Origin of the sequence: Vibrio sp. V39_P1S14PM300, from assembly GCF_009904765.1 — a bacterium.
Classification (GTDB): Bacteria; Pseudomonadota; Gammaproteobacteria; order Enterobacterales; family Vibrionaceae; genus Vibrio; species Vibrio proteolyticus.
The window spans coordinates 33,989-45,895 of record NZ_WXWP01000397.1 but is presented as its reverse complement, the minus strand read 5'-3'; the positions used below and the strand labels follow the sequence as shown (position 1 = coordinate 45,895).

Sequence of the window (11,907 nt, the reverse complement as noted above, 5' to 3'; positions counted from 1 at the left end):
CAATCACAAGAAAGCACATGGAGCGTTTTATTCTCGCGCTGACTTGTTTTTATTGTTGTGCGCCGGCCACCACATTCAGAGCGGGTGGGTTTAAACATTTTCATAAGTCGCCCTTGTTGGGCATTTCTTCAACATTATAAGTTTTAAAGCGAAATCGTTTGAAATGCTTAAAAGGCAAACAATGAAAAGCCCGCAATGTATGCGGGCTTAGTGATGTGTGGTGAATTACACCCAACTAGTGCCTGTTTGTTCGGCTTAATCGAAGTGGCCGTCAACCTGACGAACGAGCGCCAGCGGATTGTCACTTTGCAGTGCCTCAGGCAGCAGTGCGTCCGGCAGCGATTGATAAGCGACCGGTCGCAACCAGCGATGGATGGCTTCGGCGCCCACGGATGTCGAGGCCGATTGCGTCGAGGCCGGGTAGGGGCCGCCGTGAACCATGGCGTAACCGACTTCGACACCAGTTGGCCAACCGTTGAAGACGATGCGTCCGGCCAGCTCTTCCAGCCTGGACAGCAATTGTGCCGCCAACGGAAAATCGGCTTCAGCAGCGTGCAGTGTCGCGGTCAGCGATCCGGTCAGTGATTGAGCCAGCGTCAGCATTTCCTTGGTAGAATCACAGACGACAATCATCGACTGCGGGCCGAAGATTTCCTCTTCCCATTGCGGGTTTTGCTGCCATTGTTGGGCGGAGGTGACAAACAGCATAGGCGCAATATCAGTGGCGGCTTCCGGTGTGGTGCATACGCTCAGACCGGGATCGGCTGCGCGCTGGGTCGTGTATTGGCGGTAGCTGTCAGCAATCCCTTGGGTGAGCAGGGTGACACTGGGTTGCCGACGGATCAGGGTTTGCGCGGTTTCAATAAAGGCCTGTGCCTGCGGGCTGTTGAGGACAAAAACCACGCCGGGCTTGGTGCAGAACTGACCACAGCCGAGTGTCATCGACTGGACGAACTGCTGCGCCAGTTCCGGGTTGGACTCAAGCGCTGCTGGCAGAAGAAACGTTGGATTAATCGCCCCCAGTTCACCATAGAAGGGAATCGGCTCCGGACGTTGCTGAGCGAGGTTGAACAGCGCGCGGCCACCCGCGACAGAGCCGGTAAACCCGACCGCTTTAATGGCCGGATGGCTGACCAGAGACTGGCCCAGCTCACGCTCCACACCTTGTAGCAGAGTGAAAATCTCGTGGGGGAGGTTTTTTTCTTCCAGTGCCCGGTGGATACATTCCGCGACCATCGCGCTGGTCCCGGGATGTGCCGTGTGTCCTTTGACAATCACCGGGCATCCAGCTGCCAGCGCCGACGCGGTATCACCACCAGCGGTGGAAAAGGCCAGCGGGAAGTTGGAAGCACCGAATACCGCAACCGGACCGAGCGCAACCTGTTGTCGGCGGATATCGGGCTTGGGCAGTGGTTGGCGTTGGCTATCCGGCGTATCCATGATGACCTGATGCCAGTGGCCTGCGATCACGACCTCTGCAAATAAGCGGAGTTGGTGAGTTGTCCGCGCGAGCTCGCCGTTCAGGCGTGCATGCGGCAGGGCGGTTTCCAAATGGGCCCGCTCAACAATCGCGTCTTGCTGTAATTCAAGTTGGGCAGCGATACAGCGCAATAGCTCAGCACGGCTATGATCACTGGTCTGGCGGAAAAAACGGGCGACACCGGCCGCCGCCTTCGCCGCCTGATCAACATCGCTCTTACCGTGCACCGGAAAATCGCCGGGCAGGAGTGTGCCGTCAAATGCATTGACGGCCTGAAAATGGGTCTTAGTGGTCATGGTCAATCCTTGTTATTTCACTTCAAAGCCATAGGCGTATGGGTCATCGTCGTCGACCCAGATGGTGTTGTGTCCGTAGACCTGTGCCCAGCCTTCGATGCTTGGCAGAATGGCCGGTTGATCGCCGACTTGCGTGGTGCCTTCGATGCGGCCATGGAACAGGCTGCCGATAATGCTCTCGTGAATGAAATTGTCTCCCTCAGCCAGTCGCCCTTTGGCATGCCATTGCGCCATGCGAGCACTGGTGCCCGTACCACACGGTGAACGGTCGAGGGCTTTGTCGCCGTAGAACACCGCGTTGCGCGCGGTGGCATTTTCCTGAGTCGGGGCGCCGGTCCACAGCACATGGGAGACGCCACACACGGTGGGATCGTCTGGGTGTACGCATTGCACCGTTTCAGAGACGGCCAGACGAACTTTCGGGCTGAGCATCAGGATTTCGTCCGGCGAGTAGTGTTCAAGGCCGGGAAAGTTAGATTGCGGATCCACGATGGCGTAGTAGTTACCGCCGTAGGCCACATCGACACTGATCTCACCCAGTCCCTCGACATAGACTTTGACATCGCGGTGGGCCAGATAAGCCGGGACATTAAAGATTTTCACTGAGGTGACCTTGTCACCTTGTGTCTGATAGTGAACCTCAATCTGACCGGCCGGGACATCAAGGATCAGGCGTCCAGGTTGTCTGGGATGAATCAGTTTATGCTCAAGTGCGGCGGTGACCGTGCCGATGGTGCCGTGGCCGCACATCGGCAGGCAGCCACTGGTTTCAATGAACAAAATGGCGGCATCGGCATTGTCGCTGCAAGGAGGGAGCACCACAGAACCTGACATCATCGAATGGCCGCGGGGTTCAAACATCAGTGCCTGGCGAATCCAGTCGTAATGCTCAAGGAAGTACTGGCGCTTTTCGCTCATGGTGTTGCCTTGCAAAGGCGGAACGCCGCCCGCGACCAAACGTACCGGATTGCCACAGGTATGGGCATCGATACAGAAAAAGGTCCCCTGTCTCATTTTCAGCTCCTTGAATAAGAAATCGATTGAACTACACCTTATCAATGTTATCGTGATGTTAAATATATTTTATACAATTTATTTTATGAAGTGTGATGCGGAGCAAAACTCATGATGAATCAGGGTGAGACGAAAAAAGGCACCATAGGTGTAGTCGGGGCTGGCGTGATTGGTCTGGCCATTGGTCTGAAACTGCAACAACAAGGTTATCAGGTGACCTTGTTTGACCCTCATGGCGCGGGTAATGGTTGTTCAAAAGGCAATGCCGGACACATTGCCACTGAGCAGATCTTTCCTCTGGCGACTCCGGGCTTGCTGCCGCAATTGCCTAAGATGCTGTGGGCTTCTGATGGACCGGTGTCTGTCCGTTGGCAGGACTTGCCGAAAACTCTGGGCTGGATGCTGCGCTTTTTGTTCCAGGCGAGACCCAAGGCGACGGCGCGCGCAACTCAGGCGTTGATCGGCCTGAATCAGAAAGCGGTGGCAAGCTGGTACACGTTGCTCGATTCCATCGGTAGGCGCGAGCTGCTCAAAATGGACGGTTCGCTGCTCACGTTTGAAAGTGAACGACTCTTTCAACGTTATCAACCCACGCTCAAAGCGTTGCGTGCGGCGGGTGTCGCGTGCGAAATCTGGTCGGCTGAGCACATTCGGGAACGGGTCCCAGCGCTCAGTCATCAGGTGCATGCGGGGGTGTTTTTCCCTCAAACCGGTCATAGCATTGAGCCTTACCATTTGTGTAAAACACTGGAACGGGCGCTGCTCCAATTGGGAGGGAGCGTGGAAGCGTGTGAAGTGATGAAGATTCGCCCCGGCGGCACGCTTTTGACAGAACGTGGACAGGTTACCTGCGACAAGGTGATCATCGCCGCCGGCGCTTACTCAGCGCCTTTGGTTCGGGATTTAACAGGAGTTCGGGTGCCGCTGCAAGCCGAGCGCGGCTATCACCTGATGGTATCTAACCCGGCGCCGGTATTGCCGTTTCCGATCAGCTCTGCCGATCGAAAATTTATTATGACCCCGATGACCGGCGGTTTGCGTTTGGCTGGTACGGTCGAGTATGCCGATATCAATGCGCCAGCCAATATGCGCCGTGCCGATATGCTGCTTTCGATGGCGGATACGCTGCTGGAGCAAGGCCTCAGCCCAGAGCAAAAAGGCGACACCTGGATGGGTAACCGGCCGTCGACCTGTGACTCTCTGCCGGTTATCGATCAGTGTTTTGACGGCCGAATTTTACTGGCGTTTGGCCATCAACATCTGGGGTTGACTCAGGCGGCGATTACCGCTGATTTGATTGCAGCGATGGTAAATGATGACACTCCAGCGTTGGATGTGGCGCCGTTCACACTCCAGCGGTTTGCTTAGAAAATCTTAAAATTAAATATTGTATAAAATATATTTGGTGTTTATGTTAATAAAAGGTTAACAAGCGAGCGCGTCTGACAGCGGTAACAAGATGCCTCTCTGAACAACACGAAAAGGAGCAAAACATGTCACGAATGACTCTGGCACCGGTTGCCATGTTGATTTCAGGTATGCTGTTGGGCGCTGGTAGCGTATCGGCGGAAGAGAAACTGACGGTGGTTTCCTGGGGCGGGGCGTTTACCAAAAGCCAGGTCGAGGCTTACCATAAGCCGTTTATCGAACACACTGGTGTGGAGATTGTCTCGGAAGATTTCAGTGGCGGTTTAGCCGAGATCAAAGCGCAGGTCGAAGCCAATAATGTTCGCTGGGATTTGGTGTCGCTCGACAAGCCGGATATTGTTCGCGGCTGTGCTGAAGGTCTGCTTGAGCCAGTTGATCCGTCCATCCTGCCTGCGGGAGCTGATGGCACCCCAGCCGAGCAAGATTTTATTCCCGGCGCGATCCATGAATGTGCCGTCAATACCATCGTGGTCTCGACCGTACTAGCGGTCAATGAAGACGCTTTCAAAGGCAAAACTATGCCATCCAAACTCACCGACCTGTTTGATATCGACGGCTTCCCGGGGCGCCGGGCATTGCAAAAGCAGCCGCAGGGAAATCTGGAATGGGCGTTACTGGCGGATGGTGTCGCCCCGGATAAGGTGTATCCGTTACTGGAGACACCGGAGGGCCGGGCCCGCGCGTTTGCCAAACTCGATACCATCAAACCTTACGTGTTGTGGTGGACCACTGGCGCACAGCCACCACAAATGCTGGCGGATAAAGAGGTGGTGATGGCGTCGGCATTTAACGGCCGAATTCACAATGCACGTCAGGATGAAGGCCAGCCATTTCGCATCATCTGGGATCACCAGATGGGGTACATGAACGGTTGGGCAATTCCCAAAGGCAGCCGTCATGCCAAGCTGGCGCGTGACTTTATTGCATTTTCGTCCGGGACGCAGCCGTTGGCAGAGCAAGCGAAGTACGTGGCATACGGACCCACTCGAAAATCGTCAGCGGCTTATGTCAGCCCGACCATTTTAGCCAATCTGCCGACCGCACCAGACAATTTTGCCACCGCGTTTCTGATGAACGACGAATGGTGGTCAGATTATGCCGATGAACTGAATGAAGAATTCAACACCTGGTTGCTCAATTAACCCCAAAACCATCAATGGCGCTGCGATGCAGCGCCCGGGAGGACACATGATAACCATTGATGCCAGACAAGTGGCAGACAGCCTGACCATGACTTCACTGATTGAGGTTATGCGTGCGACCTACGCCCGGCCGGCAACCATTCCACAGCGTCGGGTAATGCCGCTGGAAGAGGGCGGCCATGACGCCTTTGCATTATTACCAGCGTGGAATGAGGAGTTAATTACCGTCAAAGCCTTTACCTATCTGCCGCAAAATCCGGCGCAGGGTAAGGAGGTATTGTCATCCAAGTTGTTGGTGTTTCGTCGCGGCGATGGAGAGCCTTTGGCGCTGGTGGACGGGAAAGTGCTCACGTACTGGCGCACCGCGGCCGCGTCAGCGCTCGCGGCCGATTACCTGGCCCGCCAGGATGCGGAGCGGCTGTTGATCTGTGGCACTGGAAACCTGGCCGCCTACGTGGCCTGGGCCTATGTTGCGGTTCGTCCGCTGAAACAGGTACAGGTGTGGGGACGGGATCGGCACAAGGCTCTGGCTGCCGTAGACCGTATCTTGTCCGGCGATGAATATCGTGCTTTGCCACCGGAGCGCCAATTCAGCGTCAGCATGGTTGAAGACATGACGGCTGCGGTGCAGGAAGCCGACATCATATCCTGTGTCACAGGGGCTGCTGATCCTCTGTTTGATGGGGCGTGTGTTCGGGCCGGCACCCACGTGGACCTGATCGGCAATCACGACCGGGATAAGCGCGAGTGCGATACTCAGGTCGTGATTCGTTCCCGGGTTTACGTGGACAGCCGGATCAACGTATTGGCTGAGGCTGGTGATCTGCTGATCCCCATCGATGAAGGCGTGTTTGATGCTGGTGATATCTGCGGCGAGCTGCCCGAGTTGTGCGCCGCTACTGTAAATGGTCGTCAGACCACGCAAGAAGTGACGTTATACAAATCCGTCGGCAGTGCGCTGGCTGACCTGGCCGCGGTGAAGGCGGTATTAAAACATTCGTCCGGTTTGAACGCCGGATAACTCTGAGCATTTTCGCTCGTCTTGCAAAATTGCATACAATATACATATGGAAGAAAACTAATGAACGTAGATTGGAAAGGTGTGTACCCCGCTGTCAGTACTCAGTTTCGTCAGGATCAGTCGATTGACCTCGATGCTACCCAAACCGTGATCGACAATCAGATCAACGATGGTGTGAACGGCATTATTTGTCTTGGCACCGTGGGAGAGAATTGCGCTCTTTACCCGGAAGAGAAACGCCAGGTTCTACAGGCCGCTAAAGAAGTGGTGAACGGCCGGGTTCCTTTGATTGCCGGAACCGCAGAATCGATCACCGGAGCCTCAGTGAAATACATGCAGGATGCACTGAATATTGGCATTGACGGTTGCATGGTGATGCCTGCCATGGTGTACCGCACATCAGACAGTGAAACGCTGGCGTACTATCGCACGCTCGCACAGGCGACGCCGGAGATGCCGATCATGATTTACAACAACCCGGTGGCTTACGGGGTGGATGTGAATCTCGACATCATGGCTCAGTTGGCTGAGCTGGATAACATCGTCGCCGTGAAAGAGTCGACAACGGATACGCGTCGTATTACCGAGCTGTACAACCGTTTTGACGATCGTTTCACAGTGTTCAGCGGCGTTGATGATATTGCTCTGGAGTCGCTTATGCTGGGCGTCACCGGCTGGATTTCCGGTCTGACCAACGCCTTCCCGGAAGAGTCCGTGGCGATCTATAAGCTTGCCAGCCAGGGGCGCTATGCCGAGGCGCTGGAAATCTATCGTTGGTTCCTGCCATTGCTGAAACTGGACACCATTCCGACTTTGGTTCAGTGCATCAAACTGGCCGAGCAAGTGTGTGGCCGTGGCTCGGAGCAAGTCCGCGCGCCGCGACAACTTCTTCAGGGGGTTGAGCGCCAACAAGTGATTGCCTTAGTGGAACAGGCTATCGCCACACGTCCGGATCTTTCCAAGTACAACCTATAAGGCGAAATGCCAATGAATGGGGTGCCGCTGGCGCCCCTTTCAGAAAGTCCGACGGTACTGACAACAGGAAGGAAGACGACATGAACACAACCCAACAAAATTACGTGTGTTTTCAGCACGTACAAAAGACCTACGATGGCAAAAACCTGGTGGTCAAAGATTTTAATCTGGATATCGCGCCCGGCGAGTTTGTCACCATGCTGGGGCCGTCCGGGTCCGGAAAAACCACTTGTCTGATGATGTTAGCGGGGTTTGAAACCGCCACCGGTGGTGAAATCTACATTGATGGTGTGGCGGTCAATCACCTGGCACCGCACAAACGTGATATCGGTATGGTGTTTCAAAACTATGCGCTGTTTCCTCACATGACCATTGCGGAAAACCTGGCCTTTCCGCTCAAAGTGCGCAAACTCAGTTCTTCGCAGGTGCATGTAAAAGTGACGCAAGCACTGGACATGGTGGAGCTGGCACATGTCGCTAACCGCTATCCCAAACAGTTATCTGGGGGTCAGCAGCAACGCGTTGCCCTTGCGCGTGCACTGGTGTTTGAACCCAAACTGGTATTAATGGATGAGCCACTGGGCGCGCTGGATAAGCAGTTGCGAGAACAGATGCAGATGGAAATCAAACATCTGCATGAAAAACTCGGCATCACGATTTTATACGTGACCCACGATCAGACTGAAGCGCTCACCATGTCTGATCGGATTGCGGTCTTTAATGACGGTGCCGTGCAGCAACTGGCCACACCCACCGAGCTGTATGAATCACCGAGCAACGCGTTTGTCGCGCAGTTCATTGGTGAAAATAATCAGCTGTGTGCGACGGTCGAGCAGCTTCAGGGCGATGTATGCACGGTGTCTGCGGGGGATTACCGGCTTCGTGCGCGTCGGGTGTGCGTTGACACGCCGGGGCAGGAGACCGTTTTGTCAGTCCGGCCGGAAAAAATTTCCATTCAGCCAGAGCGTGATGGTTGTGACAATCTGGTCGAAGGATGTCTGCGCGAGCAGATCTATCATGGGGATCACTACCGGTTGGTGGTTGAAGTCGCTTCTCTGGGTGTGCTGGTGTTGAAAGTGCCCAATAATACCCGTGATACGCAGCCGCTTATCCCCGGACACATTTGCCGTATTGGCTGGCACAGTCAGGACTGTCACGCGCTGGATTGCGCCAGTCTGGATAAACCTCAACAGGTACGAAGTCTGGCTCAGGAGGTGGCGACATGAGTCGCGAGTTGACCACGCTAAGATCGGTAGCGGCCATCGGCCAGCCGATCTCTGAACATCAGCCTGATCTGGGCCGCCAGTTGCAACGTGCTGAACGTCGCAAGCAGATCCGCTCTCTTCTTCTGACCCTCCCTTTGGTCTGCTTTATTCTGGTGACGTTTGCGTTTCCGATTGTGGAAATGCTGTATCGCAGCGTCGACAATCAGGAACTTCCCGGTGCGTTCCCGCAGACCATGACGTCTTTACAACACTGGTCCTATCAAGGGCTACCGCAAGACACAACGGCCGTCGCACTGGCGAACGAGTTGCGGGCACATTATCAGGATAAAACCTTGCCCAAGCTGGCTAACCGGATGAACGTCGAAGTGTCCGGCATGCGTTCTTTGTTGATGAAAACTGGACGAAAGCTCTCTGCCGCTAGTGACTTGCCCGCATCTGTCGCTGAGCTGGCCGCTGTGGATAGGCGGTGGTCCCAGCCTCGTTACTGGTCGGCATTCAAGAACCTCAGCTCAGTGTATACCGCCAACCATTACCTGGCAGCGCTCGATTACAAGGTTGACGATCAAGGGAACGTGGTCGACCAGCCGCCTTCGCGTCAGATTTATCTGGAACTGTTCTACAAAACCTTCTGGATGTCGCTGACGATCACCGTGATTTGCTTATTGCTGTCCTACCCACTGGCCTACCTGCTCGCCAATCTGCCGGATCGGAAAGCCAACCTGCTGATGATTGTGGTGCTGTTGCCATTTTGGACCTCTTTGCTGGTGCGCACGACCTCCTGGATCGTGCTATTGCAAAATCAGGGAGTGATCAATGATTTGCTGATTTGGAGTGGCCTCACCAGCGAACGGATTCAGATGATCCACAACACCTTCGGTACCATAGTATCCATGGTGCATATTTTGTTGCCGTTCATGATTTTACCACTGTATAGCGTAATGAAAGGCATCAGCCCGAGCTATTTTCGCGCGGCTCGTTCGCTGGGCGCAACACCGCTGCTGGCGTTTGTTCGTGTCTACATGCCACTGACGCTGCCTGGTATTGGTGCAGGCGCTCTGTTGACCTTTATTTTGTCTATCGGCTTTTACATCACACCGGCGTTGGTGGGGGGGCGCAGTGGCCAGATGATTTCCAATATGATTGCTTACCATATGCAGACTTCACTCAACTGGGGAATGGCCGCGGCTTTGGGCGGTTTACTACTGTTGGTGGTGTTGCTGCTTTTTTATCTGTTTAACCGTTTGGTCGGGATAAACAATCTTAAAGTGGGAGGCTAAGAGATGACGTTACCTACCTATGCCAGCGCCACGGAGCGCGTTGTCTATTACATCTATTTGCTGTTTTGTGCCGCAGTGTTGCTGTTTTTGATTGCGCCGATTTTGATCATTGTACCGCTGTCGTTCAATGCCACACCTTACTTTACGTTTACCGAGGGGATGCTGAATTTAGATCCCGACGCCTACTCATTGCGCTGGTACCAGGCCATGTTGACCAGTGAGCAGTGGTTGCTGGCGCTGAAAAACAGCACTTTCATTGCCTTGGCGGCTACCTTGATTGCAACGGTACTGGGCACTCTGGCGGCCATGGGGCTGGCCAACAGCCGTCTGCCACTGCGTAATACCATCATGGCGTTGTTGATTTCTCCCATGATTGTGCCGCTCATTATCTCCGCCGCAGCGATGTACTTCTTTTATACCCGGCTGGGTATTTCTCAGACATTCGTCGGAATTATTCTGGCGCATGCCGCGCTCGGTACGCCATTTGTGGTCATCACGGTGACCGCGACCTTAAGTGGCTTTGACCACACACTGGTCAAAGCCGGATACAGCCTGGGAGCTGGGCCGGTATACACCTTCCGTCACGTGACGTTACCCCTGATTCGGCCGGGAATGATATCCGGTGCTCTGTTTGCGTTTGGTACGTCGTTTGATGAGGTGGTGGTGGCCCTGTTTCTCACTGGTGCTGAGCAGAAAACGGTGCCACGACAAATGTGGTCAGGGATCCGGGAGCAGATCAGCCCAACCATTCTGGCGGTGGCCAGTATGTTGATTCTGATGTCGGTATTATTGCTGGTTACCCTGGAATTGCTGCGTCGGCGCAACGCCAGAATACGGGGAGTTGCGGAATAATTTAGGGGTCGTCAGCGTAAAGTGACCACGTCCAGGATACCCATAATGCTTTGCTTGGCCTCAAGCGCCCCTGGTGACTCGGGGCGCTTTTTCTATATTTAATGTCGCTGGTTGATCCACTCGTAGGCAGCACGGTGCGGCGACGGCTCATCGGCCAAATCCAGATAAGGGGTGATGCCTGATTGGCCCAGACGCTCTCCGTTGAGGTTAAGTAGCCAGTAGTCCGGTGTGGTGCCGGACGCTACCGGTTCAAGGTCGCGTCCTTGTGTAGTCTCGCCAAGATGCACAACCTGTGGCAACAAGGTCATGGCCAGCGTTAATGCTTCTGCGGCGCCAGCAGTATTGCCGTTTGTAATCAGGTAAATGTTGGTCTGTTCGAGACGAGACGCTGCCGGCGTGACGTTCACGGTGTACACGTTACCTTGGCCGCTTTCCAGGCTGAATACCGGCAATGTGGTATCAAAAAAGCGCTCAGCCACGCGTTGTGCAGTCAGATATGAGCCACCTTGACTACCGCTCAGATCGACTACAATGGCATCGCTGTCGGACAGCGCATTCACCATACTGTCTAGCTGTTGATTGATGTGATCCCGGCTTTGCTGATCAAGATGATGCACCTGAACAATACCAAGATTTTGTTCAGTTTTTCCCCATGAAAGCATAGGCGCATCGCTTGCCGCTGGCGTAAAGGTGTGATTGAGAAGATAGGATTCAACCACGGCTTGCGAGGCTACTGTGTCGGACAGGAACACGGACGACGAACGGGATTGATGACGGGCCGTGGCTGCAGACGAGGCATTCTCTGTCGCTGCGTTGACCACTACTTTGACGGTGTCTGAATTGTCACGGCCGGCTGAATCTTCGGCCCATAGCTTGAAGATGTAGGTGCCCGCCATAGTGACATTGAGTACGGTGGCATCTTCGCGATCGTTGTCAAGAATAGTGACGGGCTGAGGGCCGGAATCAAGACTCCAGCGAATTTTTTCAATGTCGAACGCTTCCAGGTGACTTTTGACTTTCCCATCAAGGGCTATCTGCTCGAGGGGGAGAGTCAACAGTTGATCACGTCCGGCGTTCACGGTCGGTTTGGTCAGTTTTTTCGCATCACTGGAGCCGGAATTGCAACCAGAGAGCAGTGCCAGAGCCAGTACGGTTCCGGCCATCAACTGACGCTGAAAAGGAATAGATGTCATAAG

The 11,907-nt window shown here is 54.5% G+C and carries 10 protein-coding genes; 7 read left to right on the top strand and 3 right to left on the bottom strand.

What is annotated here, in order from left to right:
- Positions 1 to 255: 255 nt before the first annotated feature.
- Positions 256 to 1,776: an aldehyde dehydrogenase (NADP(+)) gene (locus CAG65_RS20800; RefSeq protein ID WP_161454855.1), complete on the bottom strand. Its 1,521-nt coding sequence runs from the start codon at positions 1,774 to 1,776 to the stop codon at positions 256 to 258.
- A 12-nt stretch (positions 1,777 to 1,788) separates the two neighbouring features.
- Entirely contained in the window at positions 1,789 to 2,790 is a 1,002-nt protein-coding gene (locus CAG65_RS20795) for a 4-hydroxyproline epimerase (RefSeq protein WP_161454854.1), read from the bottom strand.
- A gap of 111 nt (positions 2,791 to 2,901) precedes the next feature.
- Here CAG65_RS20795 and CAG65_RS20790 point away from each other — a divergent pair, with 111 nt between their 5' ends.
- The 7 genes from CAG65_RS20790 to CAG65_RS20760 all read left to right on the top strand — a co-directional run bounded on the left by CAG65_RS20790 (position 2,902) and on the right by CAG65_RS20760 (position 10,711).
- Positions 2,902 to 4,158: an NAD(P)/FAD-dependent oxidoreductase gene (locus tag CAG65_RS20790; RefSeq protein WP_161454853.1), complete on the top strand. Its 1,257-nt coding sequence runs from the start codon at positions 2,902 to 2,904 to the stop codon at positions 4,156 to 4,158.
- Between the two features lie 125 nt (positions 4,159 to 4,283).
- Complete coding sequence (locus tag CAG65_RS20785; RefSeq protein WP_161454852.1) at positions 4,284 to 5,360, top strand: ABC transporter substrate-binding protein; 1,077 nt, start codon at positions 4,284 to 4,286, stop codon at positions 5,358 to 5,360.
- Positions 5,361 to 5,406: 46 nt separating this feature from the next.
- Positions 5,407 to 6,381 carry an ornithine cyclodeaminase family protein gene (locus CAG65_RS20780; RefSeq protein ID WP_161454858.1) on the top strand — a complete coding sequence of 325 codons (975 nt, stop codon included), beginning with the start codon at positions 5,407 to 5,409 and terminating at the stop codon, positions 6,379 to 6,381.
- A 60-nt stretch (positions 6,382 to 6,441) separates the two neighbouring features.
- On the top strand, positions 6,442 to 7,356 hold the full coding sequence (locus tag CAG65_RS20775; RefSeq protein ID WP_161454851.1) for a dihydrodipicolinate synthase family protein: 915 nt from the start codon (positions 6,442 to 6,444) through the stop codon (positions 7,354 to 7,356).
- Positions 7,357 to 7,436: 80 nt separating this feature from the next.
- Positions 7,437 to 8,582 carry an ABC transporter ATP-binding protein gene (locus tag CAG65_RS20770; protein WP_161454850.1) on the top strand — a complete coding sequence of 382 codons (1,146 nt, stop codon included), beginning with the start codon at positions 7,437 to 7,439 and terminating at the stop codon, positions 8,580 to 8,582.
- The gene (locus CAG65_RS20765; protein WP_161454849.1) at positions 8,579 to 9,859 is read left to right on the top strand and encodes an ABC transporter permease; all 1,281 of its coding nucleotides are present in this window, start codon (positions 8,579 to 8,581) and stop codon (positions 9,857 to 9,859) included. The genes CAG65_RS20770 and CAG65_RS20765 overlap by 4 nt, the downstream gene beginning before the upstream one ends.
- A 3-nt stretch (positions 9,860 to 9,862) precedes the next feature.
- On the top strand, positions 9,863 to 10,711 hold the full coding sequence (locus tag CAG65_RS20760; protein ID WP_161454848.1) for an ABC transporter permease: 849 nt from the start codon (positions 9,863 to 9,865) through the stop codon (positions 10,709 to 10,711).
- Positions 10,712 to 10,809: 98 nt separating this feature from the next.
- Here CAG65_RS20760 and CAG65_RS20755 read toward each other — a convergent pair whose 3' ends face one another.
- Positions 10,810 to 11,904, bottom strand: a complete 1,095-nt coding sequence (locus CAG65_RS20755) for a PKD domain-containing protein (protein ID WP_161454847.1) — start codon at positions 11,902 to 11,904, stop codon at positions 10,810 to 10,812.
- Positions 11,905 to 11,907: the final 3 nt, after the last annotated feature.

Excerpts from the sequence above, each read along its gene's own strand:
- CAG65_RS20770 (WP_161454850.1), top strand. The coding sequence starts at position 7,437 with ATGAACACAACCCAACAAAATTACGTGTGTTTTCAGCACGTACAAAAG.
- CAG65_RS20785 (WP_161454852.1), top strand. The coding sequence starts at position 4,284 with ATGTCACGAATGACTCTGGCACCGGTTGCCATGTTGATTTCAGGTATG.
- CAG65_RS20790 (WP_161454853.1), top strand. The coding sequence starts at position 2,902 with ATGATGAATCAGGGTGAGACGAAAAAAGGCACCATAGGTGTAGTCGGG.
- CAG65_RS20755 (WP_161454847.1), bottom strand. The coding sequence starts at position 11,904 with ATGACATCTATTCCTTTTCAGCGTCAGTTGATGGCCGGAACCGTACTG.
- CAG65_RS20775 (WP_161454851.1), top strand. The coding sequence starts at position 6,442 with ATGAACGTAGATTGGAAAGGTGTGTACCCCGCTGTCAGTACTCAGTTT.
- CAG65_RS20800 (WP_161454855.1), bottom strand. The coding sequence starts at position 1,776 with ATGACCACTAAGACCCATTTTCAGGCCGTCAATGCATTTGACGGCACA.
- CAG65_RS20765 (WP_161454849.1), top strand. The coding sequence starts at position 8,579 with ATGAGTCGCGAGTTGACCACGCTAAGATCGGTAGCGGCCATCGGCCAG.
- CAG65_RS20795 (WP_161454854.1), bottom strand. The coding sequence starts at position 2,790 with ATGAGACAGGGGACCTTTTTCTGTATCGATGCCCATACCTGTGGCAAT.
- CAG65_RS20760 (WP_161454848.1), top strand. The coding sequence starts at position 9,863 with ATGACGTTACCTACCTATGCCAGCGCCACGGAGCGCGTTGTCTATTAC.
- CAG65_RS20780 (WP_161454858.1), top strand. The coding sequence starts at position 5,407 with ATGATAACCATTGATGCCAGACAAGTGGCAGACAGCCTGACCATGACT.